The sequence below is a fragment of the Streptomyces sp. NPDC104202 genome (assembly GCF_055584185.1).
Genome location: NZ_JBVJMN010000037.1, coordinates 42,272 through 67,795, shown reverse-complemented (window position 1 = coordinate 67,795; position 25,524 = coordinate 42,272). Strand labels below are relative to the sequence as shown.

The following is a 25,524-nucleotide window of genomic DNA, read 5'->3' as shown; positions in this document are numbered from 1 at the left end:
CGGCGGTCCACTGCCCCGGCGGGAACCCGGCGAGCGAGGCCGGCCACATCGCCCCTTCCTTCCCTGCTCCCGATCGTCGACTGCTCCCGATCGTCGACTGCTCCCGATCGTCGACTGCTCCCGATCGTCGACGGGAGCCGCCTGCCGAACTTGTCCGCGGGGCATTGCTGTTCATTCGGTGACACGGACCGCCAGCGCCGGGCGGATGGCGGCCGCGCGGCGCGCCGGTCCGATGGTGGCCAGGAGCGACGCGGCGAAGGTGGCCGCGGCCAGGCCGCAGATGCTGAGCCACTCGACCGGGAAACCTCCTTCGAGACCCTCGAACGCGGCACTGTTGTTGTACATCAGCCAGGTGGTGAGCACGCCCAGCAGCGATCCGAGGACGATGCCCTCCACGGCGACGAAAGAGCTCTCCCACAGGAAGGACTGTTGGACGGTCCGTGCCCGGAAGCCGAGGGCCCGCAGGATGCCGATGGTGCGTCGGCGCTCGCGTACGGCGCGGACCATGACGACGCCGAGGCCGGTGATGCCCACGCCGAGGCCCAGGGCGAGGAAGCCCCGCATGAGGCGGAAGAAGGCGGTGCTGGAGTCGAACTGTTCGCGGATGTCCGACTCGATGGGGGTGGCGACCAGGCTGGACGAGAGCTCTTCGCCCTGCAGTCGGGTCGCCAGGGCGTCGGGGGAGGTTCCGGGGCCGGTTCGCACGAGCGCGGAGGCGTTCTGTGCCTGGGTGCCGAAGAGCTCGCGCGTCGCCCGCTCGCCCAGCACGACGGGGTAGGTGGTCGAACTTGCGCCGGTGCCCGGGTAGAAGACCGACCCGTTGCTCAGCACACCGGCGATGACCTTCTGCTCGCTGCGTCCCGTCCGCGGATCCGTCAGCGAGAGGGTGTCACCGGGGTCGTAGTAGTCGCCGGCCGGGCCGCCCGTACTGCCGAAGAAGCCGTCGAGAACGACGTAGCGGGGGTCGGAGGCGAGGGCCTGCCACACGGCGGCGTCATTGGTCAGCCCGGGCAGCCGCTCCCGGAACGTGATGCCGGTGATCGCTCCGTCGGGGACGCCGACCACGGCGGTGTCCAGCGGCCGGGGGCTGCGGTGCCCCGGGTCGGTGGCCCGGCCCGTGGCGTTGAGCAGCGGTGTCACGGCGGCGATCCCGGCGGCCGACGGACCGCGGCGGAGATCGTCGACGAGCCGGTCGCCGGCGACCTGAGGGTTGTAGTCCAGCCGAAGGGAGTATCCGGCGGTGGCGTCGGCGACGACTCCGTCCACTCCGGCACGGAGGATGCCCGAGATCTCCGTCAGGAGGACGAGGACGAACACGATCAGGGTGTACATCACCAGCGTCGCGCCGGTCCTGAATCGCTTGGCCAGCGGGTACGCGACGGCGAGCCGCGCTGCCAGGCCGCCCTCCGTCGGGCGCTGGAGGAGCCGCCGTACGGGGCGGAGCAGCGTCTTCTGGTTGTCGCTGACGAGCACCACGGCGGAGAAGGCGGCCAAGGCGCCCTGGATGACGTACACGGACATCGACGGGGTGTCGAAGATCCGGGGGCGTATGACGGGTGCCAGGAGCGTCCAGGCGAGGACCGTGCCGGCGACCAGGGTGGTGGCGGCGTGACGGGGGAGAACGCGCAGCAGTGCCGGAGCGGCGAAGGCGAGGGCGAGCGCCGGCAAGAGGTACGTCGCGTCGGGCTGGCTGCGAGCCACGGCAGGCACGGACACGAACGCGCAGAGGACCGCCAGAGAGGTGGAGACCGCGAGCAGACGGCGGCGCGGCCCCCGTCCCGGCGTCGTCGGGAGGTCGCGGATCGCGGCGATGATGTTGAACCTGCTGATGCGCACGCTGGTCGCGAGGATCGCGGCGAAGGCGATGATCAGACCCATGGCCAGTCCGTTGAGGACGCTGGTGGGGGTGATGGCGAGGGCGATGCGGAGGCTGCTGCCACCGACCGACCAGCCCTGGAAGATCTGCGCCGCCACCACGGCGACGCCCCAGCCGACGGCGACTCCGAGCGCCACCCCCGGCAGCGCGGACAGCAACGCGTACGTGGCGCCTTCGAGGGTGAAGGACCCGACGAGGCGCGAGCGCTTCATCCCCACGGCCCGCACCATGCCCATCTGGGACTTCCGCTCCTCGCCGAGCATCACGAAGATGTTCACCAGGAGCAGGGCGCCCGCGATGATGCTGAAGCTGCCGATCATGAGGAAGAGCGCGCCGAGGGAGTCCCCGGCCTGCTTCGCGTCCCGCAGGACGGTGTGCTTCGGTGCCTCGATCGCCGTCTGTTCGGCGAGCGGTCCCAGAGTCTGCCGGATGTCGGCGGTCACGCGGTCGGTCAGGGCTTCGCCGCTTTCGACTCCACCCCGGTTGGACACGAAGGTCACCGAGCGTGGCTCTGCGCCGGCGGCCCGGGCGGCGGAGTCCAGGGCCTGCGGTGGCAGGAAGACGTCGCGGTTCAGCCTGCCGCCGAGGCCCACACCGGCGAGACCCTGCTCCGGGACCACACGCTCGACCCGGTACGCCTGCGGCGTCCCGAACAGGTACACCGTGACCGGGTCGCCGGCTCCCACGCTCAGGGACCGCGCCAGCGGCTCGTTGACCACGACGTGGCCGGGCTTCGGGTTCGGTCCGCCGAGGCCGGAGTCGCCACCGGGTGCGCCGAAACGCGCCGCCTCGTCGAAGTCCATCTGCCAGGCCAGGACGCGTGGTTCGGCGACCGTCCGGCCGGCGGTGGTGCTGACGGCCGAAGCCTGGGTCGCCTCGGCGTCGAGGACCCCGTCGACGTCGGGACTTTCCTCCAGGCCGGCCAGACGATCAGTGACGGCGCGGCCGACCGGTCCCGGGGGTGCGACGACACGCTCGTCCACCGGGCCCAGCGTGCGGTACGCCTCCTGCCGTACGGAGAAGTTCAAGGTGTCGCCGACGACCAGCGCCCCGATGACGATGGCCGTGCCGAGCATCGATCCACCGATCACCAGCGCTGCCTCGGTGCGCCGACGCGCGACCTGCCGGAAGGCCAGCCGCCGTGACACCGGCTGCCGGACGGCCACCAGCACCAGGGCCGCGAGGGCGAGCGCCAGGGCGGTCAGCAGGGGGACGAGGAGGTTCGGGTACATGGTCAGCCCGGAGGGACGTCGGTGACCGCGGCCGGGGCGGTGACGGCCTGGCGGATGTCGTCGACCAGCTGCCCGTCGCGCATCCGGATCAGTCGGGGGACGCGCGCGCCGATGGCGCTGTCATGGGTGACCAGGACGATCGTCTGGCCCTCGTCCTGGTTGAGCTCGCACAGCAGGTCCATGACCTGGTCGGCCATCGCGCTGTCCAGGTTGCCCGTGGGTTCGTCGGCCCACACGATGGCCGGGCGGCCGGCCAGGGCACGGGCGATGGTCACCCGCTGTTGCTCGCCTCCGGACAGCTCGCTCGGCCGGTGCTCGACCCGATGGCCGAGGCCCACCCGATCGAGCATGTCCAGAGCCCTGCGACGCGCTTCACGCGGCCGCGTGCCCACGAGCAACAGGGGCAGTTCCACGTTCTCCACCGCGGAGAAGACCGGTATGAGGTTGAACGCCTGGAAGACGAACCCCATCGTGTGAGCGCGGTGGGCCGTGCGCGCCGAGTCCGACATGGCGAACAGGTCGTGTCCGTCGACCTCCACCCGGCCGCCGTCGATGTCGTCGAGCCCCGAGAGGCAGTTCAGCAGCGTGGTCTTCCCGGAACCGGACGGTCCCATCACGCCCACCAGCTCTCCGTGACGCACGAGGAGATCCAGGTCGAGCAGGGCGGTGACCTCCACGGAGCCCGTCCGGTAGATCTTGCGCACTCCGGTGGCGACCAGGAGCGCCCGGTCGGTGTTCATGCTGTCCATACCAACCGCCGGAAGGGAGTGAAGGCTACGGCCATCCAGGTCCGGAGGAGGGGCCGAAGGGCCCAATCGTCGGTTCACCTTGAGCTCCGCGCGAGCGCGTTCGCCGTCGTGGCCAGGCATCCGCTGCCGCTCGCGCGCGTCGCCGGACGGCGGTGGCGGACAGGGTCCCCGCGCCCGCCGCGGTGACGGCGAGCAGGACGAATCCCCAGGTGTAGTCGTGCGCGATGCCGTCGATCGACCGCCCCCATCACGAGGGGTGGGAAGAAGCCGCCGAGGCCGCCCGCCGCACGGACCACTCCCGTGAGCGATCCGCAGGGGCCACGAGAGGCCCCGCTCCTTCCCACCCTCCGGCCGTCGGGAGCCCGGTTCCATGGGCCGCTGGTGCCCATCCGTGGCCGACCGGACCCCTGCCGTGGGCCGGTCGGCCCTGTACGGGCGTCCTGGGGCGATGCACGGTGGGAGTGGCGGATGGACCAGAGCCGAAGCGTCCGCTCCTGCCAGTCCGCCGCCGGGAGTGTGAGTGGCGATGATGTACTGGAACGGCGGTGGCATGAACGGATGGGGCTGGTTCGCCATGTCGGTCGGCACGGTGCTGTTCTGGGGCCTGCTCATCACCGTCGCGGTGATGCTCTTCCGCACACTGGATCGCGCCTCGCAGCGGCCGCCGGGGTCTCGGACTGCCACGTCGGCCGAGCGGATCCTGGGCGAGCGACTCGCGCGCGGTGAGATCGACGAGGAAGAGTACCGTCGGCGCCTGACCGCCCTGCGCGACGCGGTGCCGTGAGTCTCTTGGCCGGCGGGGATGCGGGCGGGGGGCCGGCCGGTCACCCTGGGAGCATGAGGATGTCCGGCGAGCCGGGCCCACGCTCGGACGCGCTCCGTGAGCTGTCCGCCCGGCACGGGGGGCGCGGGGGACTGCTGCCGGCCGCGCTGGAGCGTGCCAGGGCGGGGACCTCCGAAGGGCCCGAGGCATGGGCACCCCAGGTCGCGGAGGCAGCCGGCCTACCCGCTGCCGCGGGGCTCGGACCCGCCACCTTCTTCGCCGATCTTGCCGCCCCGCGCGGCGAGCGGCACGTGCGCGTCTGCACCGCGACGGCGTGCTTCGCCGCGCGGGGCGGACGACATCTCGCGGAGGTCGAACGGGCGCTGGGAGTGACGGCGGGCACGGTCGACGAGGCGAGTGCGACCTCGCTGCAGACCGTGCATTGCCTCGGCTACTGCTACGCGGGCCCCGCCGCCCTCGACGGCACCCTTCCCCGTACGGGACCGGACCTGGCCGACCAACTCCGTGGGCGGGCCGAACCGCGTACACCGGGCATCCCCGCGGCCGACACCACCGGGGCGCCTGTCCTGCTCGCCGGCATCGTGGGAGGGCAGGACGCCTGGGACGTGTGGCGCCGGGCGGTGGCCGGGCTGCGGCCCGTGGACGTACGGGAGGAGACCTCCGCCTCGGGACTGCGCGGGCGTGGCGGCGCCGGATTCCCCGTGGCCGCCAAGTGGGCCGCAGCGGCGGGCCAACCGGACACCGTCGTCGTGGCCAACGGGGACGAGGGCGACCCCGGCTCCTACGCCGACCGGCTGCTCATGGAGGAGGACCCCGAGCGCGTCCTCACGGGGCTCGCCCTGGCCTGCTTCGCCTGCGGCGCCGGGCGTGGGATCGTCCTGGTGCGCTCCGAGTATCCGAAGGCCATGGCCAGGCTGCGCCGGGCGGTGGAACGCGCGACGGAGGCGGGCGACCTGGCTCCCTCGGTCGGAGCAGCCGGTCCGCGGCCGTTCGTCGAGATCGTCGAAGGAGCCGGTTCCTACGTCTCCGGGGAGGAGACCGCCCTCATCGCCCGCCTCGAAGGCGCTCGCGGCTGTGCGCGCCCCCGGCCCCCGTATCCCACCGACCACGGCCTGTGGGACATGCCGACTGTGGTCAACAACGTGGAGACCCTGGCCGCCCTGCCATGGATCGTCGCCCACGGCGGAGCGTCCTACGCCCGACGCGGCGTACCGGACGAGACCGGCACCAAACTGGTGAGCCTCTCCGAACGCTTCGCCAGGCCCGGAGCCTACGAGGTCGAACTCGGCACTCCCGTGGACGAGATCGTCACCCGGTTCGGAGGCGGCCTCAAGGACGGGCGTGAGCTTGTCGCCCTTCAGCTCGGCGGTCCCCTCGGCGGCTTCCTCGCAGGGCACGTGCTCGACGTCCCCCTCACCACGGCAGCGCTCACCGGGCGTGGTGCCGCCCTCGGTCACGCCGGCATGGTCGCCTTCGACGCCGATACGGATCCGCACGCACTCCTCCGACACATCTGGGAGTTCGCCGCCGACGAGAGCTGTGGCGCTTGTTCGCCCTGCCGGGTCGGCACCCGGCGAGGGCTCGAACGCGCGCGGGGCCGGTGCGGGCCGGGGGAGTCCTACGAGCGGCTGGCACGGCTGATGGGCGAGGCGAGTCTGTGCGCGTTCGGCCGCCGCGTTCCCGCCGCCGTCCGCAGCCTGGCCCGCGCCTACGGGCCGGCCTTGGAAGGATGGGAACGATGACCCGGGTCCAGGTCGACGGAGTCCCGGTCGAACTGCCCGCCGGGGCCTCACTGCTCGACGCGGTACGGGCCACGGGAGCCGATCTGCCCACTCTCTGCCACGACGACCGCCTCCGGCCGACCGGAGCCTGCCGGACCTGCCTGGTCCGCGCCGACGGCCGGACCGTCGCCGCCTGCGTCACACCCGCGACACCGGGCCTCACCGTCGACACGACCGACGAGGGGGTGCGGAAGCTGCGCCGGGACGCGGTCGCCCTGATCGCCTCGGCGCTTCCGCCGCACGCGCTCGCCGATGGTGCGCACAGTGAACTCGCCGAGGTCTGCCGGGCCTTGGGGATCTCTGCGGATGCGGCCGCCGGCGACTCCACGCGCGGACCGGACGAGAGCCACCCGTACGTGCACCTCGACCCCGACCTGTGTATCGCCTGCGGGCGCTGCGTCCGGATGTGCTCCGACGTCCAGGGCACGTTCGCGCTCACCCTCACCGGGCGCGGCGCCGACACGGTCGCCGCCCCGGGAACCGGCGGCGCCTGGGCCGCATCCGACTGCGTGTCCTGCGGCGGCTGTGTCGACACCTGCCCCACGGGCGCGATCACCCAGCCCGGCCCCGGGCAGGGCCTCACCTCAGGGCAGGCGCCCGCTGATCGTGTGCGCACCACCTGTGGCTACTGCGGCGTCGGCTGTGCCCTCGACGTCGTGGTCCGCGAGGACCGTGTCGCCGCCGTCCTGCCCGCCCGGGACGGGCCGGTCAATCGGGGCCACGCCTGCGTCAAGGGACGCTTCGCGTATGGATACCTCAGCTCCACCGAACGCCTCACCGAGCCTCTCGTCAGGAAGAACGGAGCTCTGAGATCGGTGAGTTGGGGCGAAGCGATCGCGCGGGTCGCCGACGGCCTGCGCGCGGCCGTGCGTGACGGCGGGCCCGACGCGGTCGCCGCGATCTCCTCGGCCCGTGCCACCAACGAGGAGAACTACCTCGTCCAGAAGTTCCTGCGGACCGTCATCGGCACCAACAACGTCGACAACTGCTCCCGCCTCTGCCATGCCCCATCCGCCGCCGGCCTCACCGCATCCTTCGGGCGCGCCGGCGGCACCGACCCCTTCGACGACGTCGAGACCGCCGACTGCCTCCTGGTCGTCGGCGCCAATCCCGTGGAAGCCCACCCCGTGGTGGGCGCGCGCCTCCTTCAGCGGGCACTCGCGGGCGCCTCCCTGATCGTGGCCGACCCCCGTGCCGTGGGGCTCGCCCGGCACGCCGACGTGCACCTGCGTCCCCGACCCGGTACGAACGTCGCCCTCTTCCACGGCCTCGCGCACGTCCTCGTCGGCGAAGGTCTGACCGATGCGGACTTCCTCCGCGACCGCGCCACCGGACTGGACGAGCTGGCCGACCTGCTGGCCGACTACCCGCCCGTGCGGGTCGCAGAGATCACCGGAGTGCCGGCCGAGGACATCAGGCGGGCCGCCCGGCTCTACGGCGCCGCCAAGCGCCCCGCCGTCCTGTACGGGCTGGGGGTCACGGAGCACCTCCACGGCACGGACGGTGTACGCACCCTGGCGAACCTGCCCATTCTGCGGGGAGCCGTCGGCGGCACCGGCCGCGGGTTCGGCATCAGCCCCCTGCGCGGCCAGAACAACGTGCAAGGCGCTTCCGACATGGGCGCTCTGCCCGACCTGCTGCCCGGATACGGCCGGGTCACCGACCCGGAGGCCCGCGCTAGCGCCGAGGCGGTGTGGGGCCGACCGGTCCCCGGACAGCCGGGCCTGCGCATCCCCGACATGTTCGCGGCGGCCCGGGAGGGCCGCCTGCGCGCGCTGTGGATCATCGGTGAGGACGTGTGCGCGACCGACCCCGACAGCCGACGCGTCGCCGAGGCCCTTGACGCCTGTCCACTCGTCGTCGTCAGCGAGTTGTTCCCCGGCGAGACGGCGCGTCACGCGGACGTGGTTCTGCCCGTGGCCTCCTGGCTTGAGAAAGACGGGACCTTCGTGAACTTCGACCGGCGCTTCCAGCGCGTCCGGCAGGCAGTGGCTCCGCCTGGAACGGCGCGCTCCGACTTCGAGGTGGTGCACGCCGTCGCCGAAGCGCTCGGTGCCGACCTGGGCTGCTCCACCCCCGCAGCGGCGCTTGCCGAGTGCGGCCGTGTGACTCCTCTCTTCGCCGGCCTCTCGCACGAGCGGCTCGACCGGGAGAGTGCGGTCCCATGGCCCTGCCCAGCGCCGGACGGGCCAGGTGAATCCACCCTTTACGCAGAGGAGTTCGCCACACCGGACGGGCGTGCCCACCTGTCTGCGGCTCCCTATCTGCCACCCGGCGAGGCACCGGACCAGGACTATCCACTGGTGCTCGTCACCGGCCGCCGATGGGCGCACTACAACTCCGGGAGCATGACCCGGCGCGGGGGCAACCTGCTCCTCGATGCCGCCGACCGCCTGGACCTGACCGCGGAGGACGCCGCGCGGTTCGGTGTACGGGACGGCGCCGCGGTCACCGTCGAGAGCCGTCATGGACAGGCGCGACTGGTCGCCCGCGTCGTGACGGCACTCGCTCCCGGACAGGTCTTCTGTGCGTTCCACTTCCCTGCCAGTGGCGTCAACTCCCTCACCTCGGATCACACCGACACCGTGACCTCGTGTCCGGAGTACAAGGTCACGGCGGTCCGGCTGCGCTCCGCGGCGCCCGGGAACTGACCGGCACCGATCAGTCGTGGGGAACGAGGGCCACGGGGACGGGGCTGTGGTGCAGCACGGCGTGGGCCACGCTGCCGAGGTGGGAGCCGAGCGCCGCACGGCGGGTGCGCCGGCCCACCACCACGAGGGAGGCATGCCGGGCGACCGCCACCAGTTCGAGTCCGGCCGATCCGACGGCCACGCGAGCGGTGGCCTCGACGTCGGAGTACTTCTCCCGCCAGGGTTCCAGCACGACGTCCACGGAGTGCTTGATCTCCGGCACCATGGAGAGCCTGAAGTCCGGGACCATCGCGGGTCCCATTCCCGCGTGCAGCGGAAGCTGCTGCACGTACACGACGACGACCTGGGTGCGCCGGAGCGCCGCTTCCTCGAAGGCGAATCCCAGCAGGGAGTCCACGGGCTGCCGCATGTCGGCACCCACGACGACAGGCTCCCGGGGCGTGCCGCCGGCGCTGACGGCCCGTACGAGCACGACGGGACGCTCGACGGCACCGGCGACCGTCAGGCCGACCGAGCCGAGGAGGTATCCGGCCACGCTCCCCAGCGCCCGAGAGCCGAGGACCAGCACGTCGCCGTCCTCGGCCGCGGCGACGAGACCCGGCACGGGCCCCGAGGACAGCAGCTGTGACGTCACCGACAGGCCGGGATGGCGGTCACGCAGTCCACCGGCGGTGCGTGCCATCATCTCCCTGGCCCACGGTTCCTCGGACTCCCGGTCCACGCGCGACAGCGCGGCCTCCGGCACCGGTTCCCTCGCGTGCACCAGGTGCACGTGGGCGCCGCGCAGCAGCGCCTCCTCGGCCGCCCACTCCGCAGCAGCCTTCGCTTGTTCCGTGCCGTCCAGGCCGACCACGATGCTCCGCGTCATGATCGTCCACCTCCTCGTTCGGTGTCGTCGACGTCGTACGTGAGACGGGTGCAGGAGACCGAGACCACGCCGTCCACCGTCGCGCACATGCGCTCGGCCGCCGGGACCATGCGCCGGAAGGGCAGCCTGCCGCTGAGCTCCACCCGGCCGTCACGCACCTCGACGGCGAGGGAGGTCGGTTCGAGGCGCAGCGTTTCGCCGAGGATCTCCTCGACGATCTCCCGGCGGATGTCGTCGTCCTCGCGGAGGAAGACGCCCAGCAGGTCACGGCGGCTCACGATGCCCAGCAGGTGGTCGTCGGCGTCGACGACGACGAGCCGCTTCACTCTCTGGACCTCCATGAGGCGTGCCGCCTCGGCCACGGTCCACTCCGGGCGGGCGCACACCGCGGGGGCGGACATCAGCTCTTCGGCGCGCGTCCCTCCGGCCTTCGCCCGTTCCCACGCCTCCAGGTCCGGAACGGCCGGCCTGCCATTCGGCGCGGCGGCCTGGTCGGCGGTCTTGCGCAGCAGATCGCCCTCCGACACCACCCCGACCACCCGGCCCTCGCCGTCCACCACGGGTGCAGCGGTCACCCGGTGCTCCGAGAGCGTGCGGACGATCTCCTTGAACGCGGTGTCGCCGCGGACGCTCACCACCTCGCGGGTCATCAGCTGGTCGATCCTGCGATGGCGCATCATCCGCTCCTTCCTCGTCCGGACGCATGGGCCTCGGCCACCAGGCGATCGGCGCAGCCGTCCCAGGTGTCGAGGGCCGGATAGTCGTCCTCGGTGAGTTCCGTGCCGCTGAGTTCGGCGAGGGCTTCGACGAACTCGAGGAAGTCCAGCGAATCCAGCTCGAACGTGTCCCGCAGGGATGCGCCGGGATCGAGCCCGGCGAAGTCGGCGTCGGGTACGACACGCTGCACGGCGTGCCGGACGAACGCCTTCGCCTGGTCGTGGTTCACAGTTCCTCCGGTCGTTGCAGGAGCTTGTCCAGCGTGGTCAGGAGGCGCGCGCCGGTGACGCCGTCGGCAGCTCGGTGGTCGGCGGACAGTGTGGCCGTCACCACGGGACGCACTCCCAGCAGGCCGTTCACGGCCACCGGCCGCTCGACGACGCGACCGACGCCGACGAGCGCGACCTGCGGTGGGTAGACGACGCCGAACACGGCCTCGACGCCCTGGTCGCCCAGGTTCGTGACGGTGAGACTGGGGTCGGCGGTCTCGGACGCCCGGAGCCGTCCGCTCCTTGCCCGCGCCGCCAGGTCCTTGAGCGCGGCCATCACCTCGGCCACGGAGAGCGTGTCGGCGCGGGCGAGGGACGGTGCGGCAAGACCGCCGCCCCGAAGGGAGACGGCGACGCCCAGCCGCACCTCATCCGCCGGGACGAAGCCGTCGTCGACCCAGTGCCCGTTGAGCTCGGGCACGCTCCGCGCCGCCCGTGCCACGGCCTTGAGCACGAGTGCTGCGGGGACCAGACGTGCGGACAGCGGCAGTTCGCGATTGCGGGCGCGCATCCACTCCAGGGCCGCTGCCATGTCCACGGTCGTGGAGAGGTAGAAGTGGGGGATCTCCCGCTTGGACCGGCTCATGAGGCGTGCGGTCGCCGCCCGTGCCGCCTTCGGGACGGCCGGCCGCGACGCGCCCTCGGCTGCTGCGGCGGAACGGACGTCCTCCGCACGGACGGTGCCGCCCCGGCCCGTGCCGGTCACCTCGGCGAGGTCGACGCCGAGCTCCGTGGACAGCCGCCGCGCGAGCGGTGAGGACCTCACCGGCCGCGGAGCCCGACGCTTCCCGGCAGGGTCGTCGGTGCGCGCCGGTCTCGGCGGCCGTGTCGTCGGCGCCGTCTCCTTCTCTGGCCGGGAGTCGCTCCGCTGCCGTCGCGCCGGCTCCGTGCCCGGCTGTCGCCTGGTGGCGGTGCGCGTGGACTCCGCCGGGCCGGCGGTCCCGTCGTGCTCTGATGCTTGTGCGGGTTCCGGTTCCGCGTGCTCCACGTCCGCGCGGGTGATCCTGCCTCCCGGGCCCGAACCGTGGACGACGGCGAGGTCGACGTGCCGGTCCTGGGCGAGCCGGCGGACCAGGGGTGTCGACGGGGGCCGGTCCGCTGGGGGAGTGCGGTCGACGGTCCTGCCGATGCGAGCGAGCGGGGTGCCCACGGGCACGGTGGTGCCCTCGTCGACGAGGAGCGCGTCGACCGTACCGCTCTCGAAGCACTCCACCTCGATCGCGGACTTGGCGGTCTCGACGACCGCGACGACATCGCCGCGTGCCACCTGGTCGCCGGGGTGCACCAGCCACTGGGAGAGCGTGCCCTCGTCCATGTCGGCGCCGAGGGAGGGCATCGTGAACTCGGCCATCTCAGTTCACCACCCGGTGCGCCGCCGCCACGATTCCGGCCGGCTGGGGGAGTGCTGCCTCCTCCAGCCGTCGGGCGTAGGGGATGGGGACCTCCGCGCTGCACACCCGCTCGACGGGCGCGTCGAGTTCGAAGAACGCCTGCTCGCAGATGCGCGACTCGATCTCGGCGGAGAGACTGCCGCTGCGCCAGCCCTCGTCGACCACGACGGCCCGGTGGGTCCGCCGGACCGAGCCGACGATCGTGGCGTCGTCCAGGGGCCGTAGCGTGCGCAGGTCGACGACCTCCGCGCTGATCCCCTCGCCCGCCAGTCGCTCCGCGGCTTCCAGGGCCTTGGAGACGCAACCGCCGTACGCGACGACCGTGACGTCGGTGCCCTCGCGGCGGATGGCCGCTCGGTCCAGGTCGACCCGGTCGACCGCCGGGTCGAGCGTTCCGGCCGCGCTGTACAGGCTGCCGTGTTCGAAGAGCAGCACAGGCTCGGGGTCGGCCAGCGCGGCGGAGAGCACGTGGCGGGCGTCGTCGACCGTGGCCGGTGCCAGGACGCGGAGGCCGGGGATGTGCGCGTACCAGCCTTCGAGACTGTGGGAGTGCTGGGCGGCCAGCTGCCGTCCCGCGCCCGTCGTCATGCGGATCACCAGTGGCACCCCGAGCTGTCCGCCGGACATGTGCCGCAGGGTGGCGGCGTTGTTGAGGATCTGGTCGAGGGCGAGCAGGCTGAAGTTGACGGTCATGATCTCGACGACGGGCCGCAGCCCGGCCAGGGCGGAGCCGATCCCGGCGCCGACGAACGCGGACTCCGACAGCGGTGTGTCCCGGACACGATCGGGTCCGAACTCCTCCAGGAGACCGAGGCTCACGCCGAAGCAGCCGCCGTATCGGCCCACGTCCTCACCCATCAGGAAGACCCGGTCGTCCGATGCCAGCGCCTCGCGCAGTGCCTCGCGCAGGGCCTCCCTGTAGGTGATGGTGTCGTCGTCGGGATGTGCCCGCGGTCGCGTACGGGTGCTCATGCCTGCGCCTCCTCGTATCGGCCTGTGACATGCAGCAGCAGATCCTCGGGCGGCTCCTCGGGGGCCTGTTCGGCCGCCCGGACGGCTTGGTCGATCTCCTGGGCGACCTGGTGCTCCACGTCCTCCAGCGTGGCGGTGTCGAGGAGTCCGGCCGTACGCATGCCGTCGGTGAGACCGGTGACGGGGTCGTGCCGCTTCCACTCCTCGATCTCGTCCTTCGGCCGGTACCGGTCCGGGTCGTACATGGAGTGCGCGCGGAACCGGTACGTGCGCATCTCCAGGAAGTGTGGTCCGCTGCCGGCGCGCATGGACTCGACCGCTCCGCGCGCCGCCTTCTCCACGGCGTGCACGTCCATGCCGTCGACGGCCCAGGCGGCCATGCCGTACGACGCCGCCCGCATCGCCAGGTCCGTCTGGGCGTGTTCGCGTGCGAGGGCCGTTCCCATCGCGTAGAGGTTGTTCTCGCAGACGAAGAGCACGGGCAGTCCCCAGAGCGCCGCCAGGTTGGCGGTCTCGTGGAACTCGCCCTCGGCGAAGGCCCCGTCGCCGAAGAAGCAGCAGGTGACCCCGGGCTCACCGCGCAACCGGGCCGCGAGCGCCAGGCCCGCCGCGAGCGGCAGTCCGCCGCCCACGATCGCGTTGCCGCCGTAGAAGCGGCGATCGGCGTCGAAGAGGTGCATGGACCCGCCTCGGCCGTGGCTGCACCCGGTGGTCTTCCCGTACATCTCCGCCATCACGGCCTCGGGCGGTATTCCACGGGCCAGGGCGTGGCCGTGCTCGCGGTACGTGGAGACGACCGCGTCCCGTTCGTCGAGCGCCTGGTGGACGCCGACCGCCACCGCCTCCTCGCCGATGTAGAGGTGGACGAAGCCCCGGATCGCCGCTGCGCTGTACAGCTCGACGCACCGTTCCTCGAACCGCCTGATGAGCAGCATCCGCCGCAGCAGGTCCAGGTCGTGGTCCGACTGCGGTGTGCGGGCAGGCGTCGAGGGACGGTGTGCGCGACGCGTGCGCTTCGCCTTCGGTGTTCCGGCGGACGTACCGCCCTGTGCGGTGGGCATCACGACTCCTTCTCGGAGGGTTCGGCCGCCCCTGCCGGGTCGGGTGTCTCCAGCGTCGACACGTCGCCCTCGGGCAGGCCCAGTTCGCGCGCCCGCAGAAGGCGGCGCATCACCTTTCCGCTGCGGGTGTGGGGCAGATCCTCGACGAACTCGATCTCCCGGGGTGCGACGGCCGGGCCGAGGCGTCGGCGGGCGAACGCCATGACGTCGCGCCGTAGTTCGGGGTCGGGCGGACACTCGGGGCGCGGCAGCACGAAGGCCTTGACGATCGCACCGGCCATCGGGTCGGGGCGCCCGACGACACCGGCCTCGGCGACGGCCGGATGCTCCATGAGTGCGCTTTCCACCTCGAAAGGCCCGATGAGGTGCCCCGCGGACTTGATGACGTCGTCGGCGCGGCCCACGAACCAGTACCAGCCGTCGGCGTCACGGCTGACGAGGTCGCCGGTCAGGTACCAGCCGTCGGCGAAGCACGCCTCGTATCGGTGCGGTTCGTTCAGGTAGGCCCGGAACATCGACGGCCACCCCGCCCGCAGGGCGAGCTCGCCCTGAGCGCCCGACTCCCGGAGGACCTGGACTCGCCCGCCGGTGATCGCGGCCCTGCCATCCTCTCCGCATGCCAGTACGGCGGCCTCGACGCCGGGAATCGGTCGGCCCATCGAACCGGGCCGCACCGGATCGGCCGCGAAGTTGGCGATCATGATGGCACCGGTCTCGGTCTGCCACCAGGTGTCGTGGACCGGTAGTCCGAGCGACTCCCGGCCCCACTGCACGGCCTCCGGGTTCAGCGGCTCACCGACGCTCGCGACGAACCGGAGCGAGGAGAGGTCGTGCCGCGCGGCAGGCGCCGACTCGCCGCCGCGTGGTGTGGCCCGCATGAGCATGCGCAGCGCAGTGGGCGCCGTGTACCAGACGGTGACGTGCTGATCGGCGAGGATCCGGTACCAGCGATCGGGGGCGAAGTCCCCCTCGTCGACGACGGTCGTCACCCCGTGGGTGAGCGGGGCGATGACGCCGTACGACATGCCGGTCACCCAGCCGGGGTCCGCGGTGCACCAGAAGACGTCGCCCTCGTGCAGGTCCAGGGCGTAGGCGGCCGTGACGTGATGGGCGAGGACCGCCTCGTGCACGTGTACCGCGCCCTTGGGCGTCCCGGTGGTGCCGCTGGTGAAGTGCACCAGTGCCGGCTCCGCCGGATCGGTCGGGCCCACGGTGTACGCGTCCGGCGCGGCGGCGGTGAGAGCGGGGAAGGAGAGGGTGTGCGGGGGCGGGTCGGCACCCGGGTCGAGGAGCAGGACGTGCCGCAGGTGCGGAAGGCGGGACCGTACGGGGGCCACCTTGCGTTCGTACAGCGTGCGGGTCGTGACGAGCACCCGGGCGTTGCCCAGCTCCATGCGGAGGGCGACGGGTTCGGGTCCGAAGGCGCTGAACAGGGGGCACAGGACTCGTCCGGCCCGCAGCGTTCCGAGGACGGTGCTGTACAGCTCGAACCGGCGGCCGAGAAGAGTGAACACCCGTTCGCCGCGCCCCACTCCGAGCGTCTCCAGCACGTGCGCGAAGCGCGAACTCTCGGCCGCGAGCCCGGCGAAGCTGACCGTCCTGACGGATCCGTCGCGGGCGATACAGCGCAACGCGACCCGTTCGCCGTGGCCCTCGCCCAGGTGCCGGTCGACGGCCTCGAACCCGATGTTGACGCCGCCGTCCGGCAGCCCGGCGAGCCGGGACCGTTCCCGTCGCCAGGAGAAGACGGCCCGCGCGCTGTCATAGTCGGGCATGACCGGTGCGACCCACAGGGCGTTCATCGCGGTGGCTCCACGTCGAGCGCGAGGTTGTCGTAGCCGTACTCGATCGACTCGTGCAGGGCGACGACTCCGTCGACCGAACGGCAGAGCCGCACGATGACGCGGATGTCGGCCCGCTCGTCGACCCGGCCCGTCAGGCTGACGACTCCGTCGTCGACGGTCACGCGGATCGTGTCGGGGGCCAGGCGCAGCGTGTCCGCGAGGACGTCATGCTCGATCTCGTCCCGGATCGCGGTGTCACTGCGCAGGAAGGGCCGCAGCAGGTCGCTACGGCTGATGATCCCGACGAGTCGACCGGTCTCGTCGGTCACCGGAAGTCTCTTCACCGCCTTGCGCTGCATCGTCCGGGCCGTCTCGACGAGGTTCCAGTTCGCCTGCGCCGTGACGGCCGGCGAGGTCATCAGCTCGGAGGCCGTCTCCGCATCGGGAAGGCCCCGTTCCCGGGACAGCAGCCGGACACCTGCCCAACGGCCCTCCAGGTCGGGGAGCTCTGCTGTGGAGCGCAGCAGATCAGCCTCCGAGACCACACCGAGCAGGCGTCGATCGGCGTCGATCACCGGGACGGCCGAGACGTCGTGGTCGGAGAAGAGCCGGGCGATCTGCTTGAACGGGGTCTCCGGGGCGGCGGTGACCACCTCGTGGGTCATCACCTCGAAAACCGTGCGATGCTGCATGACGGTCCTCCTTCACAGGATGCGGCCGCCCCCGTTCTCACTCTGCTGTGCGAAGCCCCCGCGGGGCAGTGCCGAACGGTCCCCATCCGGGACTGTTCGCCCCTATGACGACCGGCCCGCCGGGACACACAGTGGAGAACGCACAGAGGAGAAGGCGAGAGCGCCCGTCTCGGGAGGACCGCGGCGGGGCGATGGTGCCGGGAGGCGAGAACCCATGACCGCGACCGGAGCACGACAAGGCCAGGAGAAGCCCCGCGCCGGGTTGTGGGCTCGCGTCGGCGACCGGCTGATCGTCGGCGGTGCCACGGTCGGGGACGAAGGACGTGACGGCGAGATCGTCGGGCTGCACCACCCGGACGGCACTCCGCCTTTCGACGTCCGGTGGTCGGACACGGGCCGGGTCACCGAGGTGTTCCCGGGCCCGGACGCGCGGGTCCAGCACTTCCCGCCGCACGGCACGAGAGCGGCCGGTCCCGCGAAGGCCGCCAAGCGGTCCTGACTCCGCCGCGGCCATCGCACCGGGTGTCGAGGACCTCCGGTGTTCCGAGTACCGCGCGATCAGGATCCGCGAACGCGGATGGCCCCTCGTCCCGTCGCGTCTCGCCGCCACCACACCTGGTCCGGGCGGGCCACGCCCGGGACCGACCGGCCCTACCCCGCCCCTTCCGTCCGGTGCGAGCGTGGCAGCAGGCCGACCCCATGACCTGGAAGGCGGTGGGCACGATGGAATCGCCCCTGGTGGTAGGAGTGGTGGGAGTCGACGGGTCCGACGCCAGCCTCACGGCCGTGGACTGGGCCGCCGACGAAGCGGTACGGCACGGGATCCCGCTGCGTATCGTCCACGCCTCCCTGTGGGAACGGTACGAGGGAGTCGTGCCGACATGGAGCACGGACCGTCCCTCCGGTCAGATCCTCGCCGAGAATATCGCCGCCATCGCGGCCGAACGCGTCGGCCGTCGTGCACCCGACCTCCCGCTCACCACGGAGATCCTCGCCGAGGACGCGTCGCAGGCCTTGCTCAGGGAGGGGCGGGAGGGCGCGATCCTCGTCGTCGGGTCACGCGGTCGCGGCGACTTCGCCGACCTCCTGCTCGGATCCGTCAGCCTCATCGTGGCCGCTCGTGCCCTCTGCCCGGTCGTCGTCGTCCGAGGGGACCGGCAGGCCCTGGAAGCACGCCACGGACGCGTCCTGCTCGGGGTGGGCGAGCACGACCTGGATTCGCCGGCCGTGCGGTTCGCCTTCCGCGAGGCGGCCGTCCGGGGCGCGGAGCTCGACGTCGTCCGCGCCTGGCGACGGCCCGCCCATGAACCGGCCGACCACCTGCTGATGAGACGCGCCGGGGCGGCCTACTTCACGGAAGGGGCTTCCGAGCTGCTCGACAAGGCCCTTGAGTCCGCGGCCTCCGATCATCCCCAGGTGCGCCTGCGCAGGAGCACCGTCGAGGGCCCCGCCCACAAAGTGCTGACCGAGCGCTCCGCCGCCGCCGACCTGCTGGTCGTCGGCGCCAGGCGCCGGGACCGGCTCGTCGGCCTGGAACTCGGCAGGGTCGCCCACCGAGCCCTGCACCACGCCATGTGTCCGGTCGCCGTCGTCCCTCAGCGGCGCCCGGTGACCACGGAGGAGACCAGTGATGAACACGCCCGGTGAACCGCATTCCCCGCACGCCCGAAGCGACCTCGGCCGCCGCGTCGCATCCAGGCGCACCCGGCTCGGCCTGTCCTGGGAGGACGTGGCCGAACGGGCCGGCTCCACACCCGGCTTCATCGCCTACGTGGAGGAGAACGCGGCCACCCCGGGGATCGAGTTCCTGGTCCGGCTCGCGAACGCGCTGGAGACCACCGTCCAGGATCTCACCGGGTACACGGCCGACCTCCCGCCCGGCGGAGCCCGCGCCGGGTACCGGGCACGGATGGAGGAGATCGGCGAGGCCGAGTGCTGGCAACTGCTCGACGGCCATGGCGTCGGCCGGGTCGCCGTCCAAGGACGGGACGGGCTGATGGTGATCCCCGTGAACTACCAGGTCGTCGGCGGAGAGATCGTCTTCATGACCGCTGCGCACTCGACCCTCGCCCGCGCCTCGACGTCCGGCGTGGAGGTCGCCTTCGAGGAGGACCACCTGGACGACGCCTTCAGTCAGGGCTGGAGCGTGCTCCTCGTCGGTCCGGCACGCACGGTATCGGACGAGACCTCGATACGGAGGATCAAGGACGCCGTCCACTCCGAGCCGTGGGCCGGGAGCGGGCGGGACACCGTGGTGACCCTCTTGCCGCGCCGAGTGACCGGACGGCGCATCCGGGTCCCGGGCGCGCCCGGCGCGCCGTCCGGGCCTGCTGGCTAGCCGTCCGGGCCTGCTGGCCAGGGGAACCCGTCGACACCGTGCGGCACGGAGGTGCCGTCCGGTCAGGTCAAGGGGACGACGGCGACCGGCGCGGGACTGTGGTGGATGACCGCATGGGCGACATGGCCCAGGTGCGGGCCGAGGGGGACGTTCCGGCTCCGGCGTCCCACGATGACGAGTTGCGCGGTCTGCGACGCCTCGACCAGCTGGAACGCGGGCGAGCCCACCACCGGCTTGGCCTCCGCCTCCACACCCGCGTACCGCTTCCGCCAAGGCTCCAGCAGGTCCTCCAGGCCGGCGAGAAGGTGGCTGCCGAGGTCCTCCCCGACCGCCGGGTCCATGATGGCCGCGTGGCCGTAGGAGGCGGGAAGCGTCCAACTGTGGAGGAACCGCAGCGGAGTGCCCTGACGCGCGGCTTCGGAGAAGGAGAACGCCAGCAGGGCTTCGCACGGGTGGTCGAGGTCGATGCCCACCACGATGCCGCCTTCCGGGGCCTCCCGGTCGTCCGTCGCGCGTACGAGGACGACCGGCCGTCGGGCCGCGCCGACGACGGCAAGGGAGACCGAGCCCACGAGGAAGCCGCGGACGCCGCCGAGTCCGCGTGAACCCAGGACTGTCAGATCCGCCTCGTTCGCGGCGGCCGTCAGTTCCTCGGCTGCCCGGCCGTGCGCGTACTCCGTGATGACCTCCAGATCGGGATAGTCCTTCCGCGCTCGGTCCGTCGCCTCCCGCATCAACCTCGCCGTCTGCTCGTCGTGGGCACGTGTGCGGGCGTACGCCATGGGCACCTCCGGCATGCTCGGCCACTCCTCCACGTGCACCAGCCTGAGGGGCACTTCGCGGAGCACTGCTCGCGCCGCGGCCCAACGGGCGGCGGCGAGGCTTTCCGCAGAGCCGTCCAGACCGGCGGTGACCTGGGCTGACATGGCGTGCCTCCCTCGTGGAAACCTTTCCGCGCGGCCCGGCCCGGACTCCGGACCGGACAGGGCGTCTCACCTTTCAGGCTGGTGCCCCGTCGCCTTCCGGCAGCAGGGCCGGGCAGGTCACGATCGGGGCCGAACGGCCCATCCCATGGAGGCCCGCCACGATGCCAGTGTGGGAGATGTCGCCCCTCGGGACGCGCTCCCGAGCCTCGGGTGTTCCCGGAGGAGGAGCCATGACCAGCGAGACCCCCGCCCGACCGGAGCTCGGCAACATCGTCGTGGGAGTCGACGGGTCCCCCTCCGGGCGCGCTGCCGTACTCTGGGCCGCCGAGGAGGCGGACCGAAGGGGGCGGCCTCTGCATCTCGTCCACGCCGCCGACACCGACCGCCGGGCGATCTTCTCCGACGCGGAGACGATCCAGGCCGTACGCGAAGCGGGTCGCGACCTGCTGACCGAGACCGCGAGCGCGGTCCGTGACCTCTTTCCGGACCTCGCCGTCACCAAGGAACTGAGCCGCCAGGAGCCGGTCGCCGGTCTCCGGGCGGCCGCCGGCCACCGGGGCACGATCGTGGTGGGCAACCGGGGGCTCGGCGGCTTCTCCACCCTCATGCTCGGATCCGTCGGTCTGGGCGTGGCGGCCCGCGCCGAGGTTCCCGTGATCGTGGTCCGAGGTGACCGCGAACGGCCCGCGTCGGCCTCGGTGACGGCAGCCGTGCACGGCGCTTCGGATCTGGGCTGGCTGCTCGTCGCGGCCGCCGAGGCCGACGCCCGCAAGGCCGCGTTGCGGCTGGTCAGCGTCTGGAACCTGCTCACCCACGTCGGCAGTGTCGCGACCATGCTGGACGACCTCGACGGGATCGCGCAGCAGCGGGTGCACGAGATCAAGTCGCTTGCCGACGTCGCGCGTGAGTTCTATCCCCAGCTGATCGTCAGCCATCACGTCGAGACGGGCACGAGCACGCCAGGGACCCTGGTGGAGGCGAGCGCCCACACCGATCTGCTGGTGATGGGCAGAGAACACCGCGCCCTGGGTGTAGGCCCCTCCCTGGGGAGAGTCGCCCACGTCCTGGTCCACCACGCCCACTGTCCGGTGGAGATCGTCCCACCCGCCTTCGCCACCAGGGTCGAGGAGACGTGAACGAGGTACCGCTCGGTGTCGACCCCCGGGAGTCGTCGGTCCCCGATCTCGTCTGGGTCGCCGACGAGGCCGTACGAAGAGGACAGGTGCTCCGGCTGGTCGCCGCCGTACCGCCCGCCCACGACGGACTGCGGTACGACGCGCCGGCCCGTCAGCGTGCCCTGCGCATCCGCACGCAGTCGGCGATCGTCAACGCGGAGGAGCTCGTCCGGGAACTGCGCGACGATCTGAGGATCGCCACGGACCGCGTGGGTTGCCCTGGTCCTGGCGTCCCAGGACTCCCTCTCCCTCGTGGTCGGGCGCCGAGCCCGTGGAGGCCACTCCGGCATGCGGTCGGACTCGACCGTTCACGGCCTGCTGCACCGCACCCCGCGTCCGGTGACCAGCATTCCCCTCCCGCAGGGCGAGCGCCGGACAGGCGACCCGGCACCGGCCGACCGGTCCCGTTCCGGTGTGGCCGGCCGGCCCGTGCGTGCTGCCCCGCTCGGCACTGGGACGCGACCCCCGTCACGCGGGACGGTGGGGCGAGAGGACGCCTCCGGTCCATCGGCCGGTTCCGCGGAGAGGTGAGCAGCATGAAGCGCATCCGGATCAGCCCCCGGCCGGGCCACGCCCGCAAGCCCACTCCCCTCGACCTGCGCACACCCTCCGGCAGGCCGCTGCCGTACTGAGGAGGCCCGAGAGCCGTGGAGGAGACCATGGGACCGATACGACACGTCGTACCGTTCACGGAACTCGGGCGGCACGATGTCGGCCGAGCGGGTGGCAAGAACGCCTCACTGGGTGAGATGACCACCCGGCTCGGGGGTGCGGGCGTGCGAGTCCCTCCGGGATTCGCCACCACCGCCGAAGCGTACGAGGAGCTGCTCGGTTCCCGAGACCTCCGCCGTCGTGTGGAGACACAGATGGACAGACTGCACGCGGGTGCGCCACTCGACGGGGTCGGGGCGGCCATCCGGTCCCTCTTCCTGGCGGAGCCGTTGCCCGTACCGCTGCGGGACGCCGTGCGCGCGGCGTACGAGCGGCTGGCCGAGGAGATCGGCCGGGAGTCGCCCGAGGTGGCGGTGCGCAGCAGTGCGACGGCGGAGGACCTGCCCGAAGCGAGTTTCGCCGGGCAGCAGGAGACATACCTGAACGTCAGCGGCGCCGACGCGGTCCTCGAGGCGTGCACGCGCTGCTACGCCTCCCTGTTCACCGCCCGGGCGATCGACTACCGCGAACGGATGGGCTTCGACCACCTCGCCGTCGCCCTGTCCATCGGCATCCAGGTCATGGTCCGCTCCGATCGCGCCGGCGCCGGAGTCGTCTTCACCCTCGACCCGGAGAGCGGCTTCCCGGACGTGATCGTGGTGAGCGCCGCCTGGGGGCTGGGGGAGACCGTCGTCAGCGGCCAGGTCGATCCGGACGAGTACACGGTGTTCAAACCGAGCATGAAGGACCCGGCGCTCGACCCCGTCATCGACGTGCGGATCGGAGCCAAGCGGTTGAAGGCCGTGTACGCGGACACCGGGCTGACCCGTACGGTCGACACACCCGACGATGAGCGGAGCCGGCGAGTCCTCGACGACGCGGAGATCCGCACGCTCGCCGGCTGGGCGGCGGCCGTCGAGGAGCACTACGGCTGCCCCATGGACATCGAATGGGCCAAGGACGGCCTCACCGGCGAGCTGTGGATCGTCCAGGCCCGCCCCGAGACGGTCCAGTCGCGTCGGCTCCCCGGCACCCTCACGCGCCGCCGGCTCACCGCCACTCCCGGCGAACCGCTCGTCGAAGGCATCGCCGTCGGCGAGGCCATCGGCCAGGGCCGCGTCGTGGCGCTCGACGCGCCCGTCGACCTCGACCGCTTCCCCCGAGGCGGCGTCCTCGTCACCGGCGTCACCGACCCGGACTGGGAACCCGTCATGAAGAGGGCCTCCGCCATCGTCACCGACCACGGGGGCCGTACCTCGCACGCCGCCATCGTCAGCCGCGAACTCGGCGTCCCCGCCGTCGTCGGAACCGGAGACGGGACACGGATCCTGCGTGACGGGCAATCCATCACGGTCTCCTGCGCCGAGGGAGGGAGCGGACGTGTCTACCGAGGGATGCTCCCGTACGAGGAGACCCGGACCGACCTCGCGGAACTGCCCACCACCCGAACCCGGGTGATGCTGAACCTGGCCGATCCCTCAGCCGCGTTCCGCTGGTGGCGGCTTCCCGCGGACGGAGTGGGACTGGCGCGCCTGGAGTTCATCGTCGCCCACCAGGTGAAGGTCCACCCCATGGCCCTGCTGCATCCTGAGCGGCTCGACCCCCACGACCGGCATGTCGTCGAGCGGCTCACCGAGGGCTACCTCGATCGGAGTGACTACTTCGTCGACCTGCTGGCCCACGGCATCGCCCGGATCGCGGCCTCGCGCTGGCCGGCGCCCGTCGTCGTACGCACCAGCGACTTCAAGACCAACGAGTACGCCAAGCTCCTCGGCGGCCGGCCCTTCGAACCGGACGAGGCGAACCCCATGATCGGCTGGCGTGGCGCGAGCCGGTACTACAGCCACGGCTACCGCGAGGGCTTCACCCTCGAATGCCGCGCACTGCGCCGGGTCCGTGACGGAATGGGGCTGACGAACGTGGTCGTCATGATCCCCTTCTGCCGCACTCTCGGCGAGGCCGACCGCGTACTGGAGGTGATGGCGAGGGAGGGACTGGTGCGGGGTGGGAACGGTCTGAAGGTCTACGTCATGGCCGAGATACCGGCCAACATCATCCTGGCCGGGGAGTTCGCGGAACGCTTCGACGGTTTCTCGATCGGCAGCAACGACCTCACCCAGCTCACCCTCGGCGTCGACCGCGACTCCGAGGCCCTCGCCCACGTCTTCGACGAGCGGGACCCCGCCGTCGTACGGAGCATCCAGACCCTCGCCGGCCGCGCCCACGCGGCGGGCCGGCCGGTCGGACTGTGCGGGCAGCGGCCCAGCGACGACCCGGCGTTCACCGCGATCCTGGTAGAGGCGGGCCTCGACTCGATCTCGGTGGCACCGGACAGCTTCGCAGCGGTCAAGGGGCACGTGGCCCGCGCGGAGACGACGTGCGAGAACGGCACCGCAGGAACGGAGGAGTGACCAAACCGACCCGTGACGGATCGGCTGGTTCTGAGCAGGGGGGGCGGAAGGAGGACGCGGCCATGACGACCGCACGGGACGTCATGCATGCCGGTGCGACCTGCGTGCAGGAGAACGAGAGCCTGATGGATGCCGCACGCCGTATGAGCGAGCTGGATCTCAGCGCGCTGCCCATCTGCGGGCCGGACGACCGGCTGCACGGCATCATCACCGACCGGGACATCGTGGTGAAGTGCCTTGCCAAGGGCAAGGACCCCCACCGGATGACGGCGGGGGACCTCGCCCAGGGCAAGCCGGTCACCGTGGACGCGGGCGCCGACAGCGAGGTGGTGCTCCGCACGACGCAGGACCACCGTGTCCGTCGCGTGCCCGTGATCGACGACCACCGCATGGTCGGCATGATCGGTGAGGCGGACCTGGCACGGCACCTGCCGGAGGAACGGGTGGGCCATTTCGTCGAGCAGGTCTGCCGCTGACAGCACGGGCGCTGTGGCGCCATGGGCCGAGCGGCCCCTTCCTGGTGGGGCTCGTTCGGCCCTGCGCTTCAGCCCCCTCGGACACTGCGCCAGACGACGTCGCGGGTGGAAGGTGGGCTACGGAGTCGGACCCGGCTCCGCCACCCGACCCGCCGCCTGTCCCTACTCACCAGGGTCCACGGCGACCGTCCTGGGCCCCGTACACGAGGAGCAGAACAATGGCCGGAGGCAAGCTGGAACGCAGGCACAGCCTCTTCCCCGACTTCGACGACTGGTTCAACCGGGAGTTCCCCGGGCTGCCCGGATGGCACCCCGCGACGGCCGCCCACTCCATCCCGGTCGAGATGACCAGCGGCGCCGGCGTGTACGTCCTGCGAGCCGAACTGCCGGGCATGGACCCGGACGACGACATCGCCATCACCGTCGACGACAACCTCATCACGATGAGCGCGGAGCACAGCGAGAGCAAGGAGGAAAAAGAGCACTCGGAGTTCCGCTACGGATCCTTCCGCAGGACCGTGCGCCTCCCGGCGACCATCCCCGCCGACCAGGTCGAGGCGTCGTACGCGGACGGCGTCCTCACCGTCCGCATCCCGATGCCCGACGACGAGGACACGACGTCGGTCCGGACCATCCCGGTGAAGCGGGCCGGAGGATCGGCCGAGGGCGCGGAGTCATGAACACCAAACGCGTCCTGATCGCCTACGGCAGCAAAGCCGG

21 protein-coding genes are annotated in these 25,524 nt (G+C 72.0%); 10 read left to right on the top strand and 11 right to left on the bottom strand.

What is annotated here, in order from left to right; genetic code table 11:
* Positions 1-171 precede the first annotated feature (171 nt).
* Together ACZ60W_RS23135 and ACZ60W_RS23130 are read right to left on the bottom strand one after the other, a co-directional pair.
* A complete protein-coding gene (locus ACZ60W_RS23135; RefSeq protein WP_469757242.1) occupies positions 172-3,108 on the bottom strand; it encodes an FtsX-like permease family protein in 2,937 nt (978 codons plus the stop codon).
* Between the two features lie 2 nt (positions 3,109-3,110).
* Positions 3,111-3,848 (bottom strand): ABC transporter ATP-binding protein, encoded by a 738-nt coding sequence (locus ACZ60W_RS23130; protein WP_469757241.1) that lies wholly within the window; start codon positions 3,846-3,848, stop codon positions 3,111-3,113.
* A gap of 535 nt (positions 3,849-4,383) precedes the next feature.
* Here ACZ60W_RS23130 and ACZ60W_RS23125 point away from each other — a divergent pair.
* Genes ACZ60W_RS23125 through fdhF form a run of 3 tightly spaced genes read left to right on the top strand, consistent with a single transcriptional unit; the run spans position 4,384 to position 9,073 of the window.
* A complete protein-coding gene (locus ACZ60W_RS23125; protein WP_469757256.1) occupies positions 4,384-4,641 on the top strand; it encodes an SHOCT domain-containing protein in 258 nt (85 codons plus the stop codon).
* 53 nt (positions 4,642-4,694) lie between these two features.
* Positions 4,695-6,383: an NAD(P)H-dependent oxidoreductase subunit E gene (locus tag ACZ60W_RS23120; protein ID WP_469757240.1), complete on the top strand. Its 1,689-nt coding sequence runs from the start codon at positions 4,695-4,697 to the stop codon at positions 6,381-6,383.
* A complete protein-coding gene (gene fdhF / locus ACZ60W_RS23115; protein WP_469757239.1) occupies positions 6,380-9,073 on the top strand; it encodes a formate dehydrogenase subunit alpha in 2,694 nt (897 codons plus the stop codon). Before ACZ60W_RS23120 ends, fdhF begins: the two co-directional genes overlap by 4 nt.
* Before the next feature lie 10 nt (positions 9,074-9,083).
* Here fdhF and ACZ60W_RS23110 read toward each other — a convergent pair whose 3' ends face one another.
* Genes ACZ60W_RS23110 through ACZ60W_RS23075 form a run of 8 tightly spaced genes read right to left on the bottom strand, consistent with a single transcriptional unit; the run spans position 9,084 to position 16,827 of the window.
* A complete protein-coding gene (locus ACZ60W_RS23110; RefSeq protein ID WP_469757238.1) occupies positions 9,084-9,941 on the bottom strand; it encodes a universal stress protein in 858 nt (285 codons plus the stop codon).
* Positions 9,938-10,618, bottom strand: coding sequence for a CBS domain-containing protein (locus ACZ60W_RS23105; RefSeq protein ID WP_469757237.1), 681 nt, complete (start codon positions 10,616-10,618; stop codon positions 9,938-9,940). Before ACZ60W_RS23105 ends, ACZ60W_RS23110 begins: the two co-directional genes overlap by 4 nt.
* On the bottom strand, positions 10,618-10,887 hold the full coding sequence (locus ACZ60W_RS23100; protein WP_469757236.1) for a phosphopantetheine-binding protein: 270 nt from the start codon (positions 10,885-10,887) through the stop codon (positions 10,618-10,620). Before ACZ60W_RS23100 ends, ACZ60W_RS23105 begins: the two co-directional genes overlap by 1 nt.
* A complete protein-coding gene (locus ACZ60W_RS23095; protein WP_469757235.1) occupies positions 10,884-12,278 on the bottom strand; it encodes a 2-oxo acid dehydrogenase subunit E2 in 1,395 nt (464 codons plus the stop codon). Before ACZ60W_RS23095 ends, ACZ60W_RS23100 begins: the two co-directional genes overlap by 4 nt.
* 1 nt (position 12,279) lies before the next feature.
* Positions 12,280-13,290, bottom strand: coding sequence for an alpha-ketoacid dehydrogenase subunit beta (locus ACZ60W_RS23090; protein WP_469757234.1), 1,011 nt, complete (start codon positions 13,288-13,290; stop codon positions 12,280-12,282).
* Positions 13,287-14,351: a pyruvate dehydrogenase (acetyl-transferring) E1 component subunit alpha gene (gene pdhA / locus ACZ60W_RS23085; protein ID WP_469757233.1), complete on the bottom strand. Its 1,065-nt coding sequence runs from the start codon at positions 14,349-14,351 to the stop codon at positions 13,287-13,289. Before pdhA ends, ACZ60W_RS23090 begins: the two co-directional genes overlap by 4 nt.
* Positions 14,351-16,153, bottom strand: a complete 1,803-nt coding sequence (gene acsA / locus ACZ60W_RS23080; protein ID WP_469757232.1) for an acetate--CoA ligase — start codon at positions 16,151-16,153, stop codon at positions 14,351-14,353. The genes pdhA and acsA overlap by 1 nt, the downstream gene beginning before the upstream one ends.
* Positions 16,150-16,827: a CBS domain-containing protein gene (locus ACZ60W_RS23075; protein WP_469757231.1), complete on the bottom strand. Its 678-nt coding sequence runs from the start codon at positions 16,825-16,827 to the stop codon at positions 16,150-16,152. The genes acsA and ACZ60W_RS23075 overlap by 4 nt, the downstream gene beginning before the upstream one ends.
* Before the next feature lie 214 nt (positions 16,828-17,041).
* Between ACZ60W_RS23075 and ACZ60W_RS23070 the strand changes: the two genes are divergently transcribed.
* From ACZ60W_RS23070 to ACZ60W_RS23060, 3 genes are all read left to right on the top strand, one after another.
* The gene (locus ACZ60W_RS23070) at positions 17,042-17,326 is read left to right on the top strand and encodes a DUF1918 domain-containing protein (protein WP_469757230.1); all 285 of its coding nucleotides are present in this window, start codon (positions 17,042-17,044) and stop codon (positions 17,324-17,326) included.
* Between the two features lie 224 nt (positions 17,327-17,550).
* A complete protein-coding gene (locus tag ACZ60W_RS23065; RefSeq protein ID WP_469757229.1) occupies positions 17,551-18,474 on the top strand; it encodes a universal stress protein in 924 nt (307 codons plus the stop codon).
* Positions 18,458-19,165: a helix-turn-helix domain-containing protein gene (locus ACZ60W_RS23060; RefSeq protein WP_469757228.1), complete on the top strand. Its 708-nt coding sequence runs from the start codon at positions 18,458-18,460 to the stop codon at positions 19,163-19,165. The genes ACZ60W_RS23065 and ACZ60W_RS23060 overlap by 17 nt, the downstream gene beginning before the upstream one ends.
* A 62-nt stretch (positions 19,166-19,227) precedes the next feature.
* On the opposite strand, the gene ACZ60W_RS23055 is transcribed toward ACZ60W_RS23060, so the two are convergent.
* The gene (locus ACZ60W_RS23055; RefSeq protein WP_469757227.1) at positions 19,228-20,091 is read right to left on the bottom strand and encodes a universal stress protein; all 864 of its coding nucleotides are present in this window, start codon (positions 20,089-20,091) and stop codon (positions 19,228-19,230) included.
* Between the two features lie 230 nt (positions 20,092-20,321).
* Between ACZ60W_RS23055 and ACZ60W_RS23050 the strand changes: the two genes are divergently transcribed.
* From ACZ60W_RS23050 to ACZ60W_RS23035, 4 genes are all read left to right on the top strand, one after another.
* The gene (locus ACZ60W_RS23050) at positions 20,322-21,227 is read left to right on the top strand and encodes a universal stress protein (RefSeq protein ID WP_469757226.1); all 906 of its coding nucleotides are present in this window, start codon (positions 20,322-20,324) and stop codon (positions 21,225-21,227) included.
* Between the two features lie 698 nt (positions 21,228-21,925).
* Positions 21,926-24,328 carry a phosphoenolpyruvate synthase gene (gene ppsA, locus ACZ60W_RS23045; RefSeq protein ID WP_469757225.1) on the top strand — a complete coding sequence of 801 codons (2,403 nt, stop codon included), beginning with the start codon at positions 21,926-21,928 and terminating at the stop codon, positions 24,326-24,328.
* A gap of 62 nt (positions 24,329-24,390) precedes the next feature.
* Positions 24,391-24,804, top strand: coding sequence for a CBS domain-containing protein (locus tag ACZ60W_RS23040; RefSeq protein WP_469757224.1), 414 nt, complete (start codon positions 24,391-24,393; stop codon positions 24,802-24,804).
* Between the two features lie 218 nt (positions 24,805-25,022).
* A complete protein-coding gene (locus ACZ60W_RS23035) occupies positions 25,023-25,484 on the top strand; it encodes an Hsp20/alpha crystallin family protein (protein WP_469757223.1) in 462 nt (153 codons plus the stop codon).
* Positions 25,485-25,524 lie beyond the last annotated feature (40 nt).

Bases quoted from the DNA above. Each gene is read 5' to 3' on its own strand.
- ACZ60W_RS23135 (WP_469757242.1), bottom strand. From the start codon at position 3,108: ATGTACCCGAACCTCCTCGTCCCCCTGCTGACCGCCCTGGCGCTCGCC.
- ACZ60W_RS23130 (WP_469757241.1), bottom strand. From the start codon at position 3,848: ATGAACACCGACCGGGCGCTCCTGGTCGCCACCGGAGTGCGCAAGATC.
- ACZ60W_RS23125 (WP_469757256.1), top strand. From the start codon at position 4,384: ATGATGTACTGGAACGGCGGTGGCATGAACGGATGGGGCTGGTTCGCC.
- ACZ60W_RS23120 (WP_469757240.1), top strand. From the start codon at position 4,695: ATGAGGATGTCCGGCGAGCCGGGCCCACGCTCGGACGCGCTCCGTGAG.
- fdhF (WP_469757239.1), top strand. From the start codon at position 6,380: ATGACCCGGGTCCAGGTCGACGGAGTCCCGGTCGAACTGCCCGCCGGG.
- ACZ60W_RS23110 (WP_469757238.1), bottom strand. From the start codon at position 9,941: ATGACGCGGAGCATCGTGGTCGGCCTGGACGGCACGGAACAAGCGAAG.
- ACZ60W_RS23105 (WP_469757237.1), bottom strand. From the start codon at position 10,618: ATGCGCCATCGCAGGATCGACCAGCTGATGACCCGCGAGGTGGTGAGC.
- ACZ60W_RS23095 (WP_469757235.1), bottom strand. From the start codon at position 12,278: ATGGCCGAGTTCACGATGCCCTCCCTCGGCGCCGACATGGACGAGGGC.
- ACZ60W_RS23090 (WP_469757234.1), bottom strand. From the start codon at position 13,290: ATGAGCACCCGTACGCGACCGCGGGCACATCCCGACGACGACACCATC.
- pdhA (WP_469757233.1), bottom strand. From the start codon at position 14,351: ATGCCCACCGCACAGGGCGGTACGTCCGCCGGAACACCGAAGGCGAAG.
- acsA (WP_469757232.1), bottom strand. From the start codon at position 16,153: ATGAACGCCCTGTGGGTCGCACCGGTCATGCCCGACTATGACAGCGCG.
- ACZ60W_RS23075 (WP_469757231.1), bottom strand. From the start codon at position 16,827: ATGCAGCATCGCACGGTTTTCGAGGTGATGACCCACGAGGTGGTCACC.
- ACZ60W_RS23070 (WP_469757230.1), top strand. From the start codon at position 17,042: ATGACCGCGACCGGAGCACGACAAGGCCAGGAGAAGCCCCGCGCCGGG.
- ACZ60W_RS23065 (WP_469757229.1), top strand. From the start codon at position 17,551: ATGGAATCGCCCCTGGTGGTAGGAGTGGTGGGAGTCGACGGGTCCGAC.
- ACZ60W_RS23060 (WP_469757228.1), top strand. From the start codon at position 18,458: ATGAACACGCCCGGTGAACCGCATTCCCCGCACGCCCGAAGCGACCTC.
- ACZ60W_RS23055 (WP_469757227.1), bottom strand. From the start codon at position 20,091: ATGTCAGCCCAGGTCACCGCCGGTCTGGACGGCTCTGCGGAAAGCCTC.
- ACZ60W_RS23050 (WP_469757226.1), top strand. From the start codon at position 20,322: ATGACCAGCGAGACCCCCGCCCGACCGGAGCTCGGCAACATCGTCGTG.
- ppsA (WP_469757225.1), top strand. From the start codon at position 21,926: ATGGGACCGATACGACACGTCGTACCGTTCACGGAACTCGGGCGGCAC.
- ACZ60W_RS23040 (WP_469757224.1), top strand. From the start codon at position 24,391: ATGACGACCGCACGGGACGTCATGCATGCCGGTGCGACCTGCGTGCAG.
- ACZ60W_RS23035 (WP_469757223.1), top strand. From the start codon at position 25,023: ATGGCCGGAGGCAAGCTGGAACGCAGGCACAGCCTCTTCCCCGACTTC.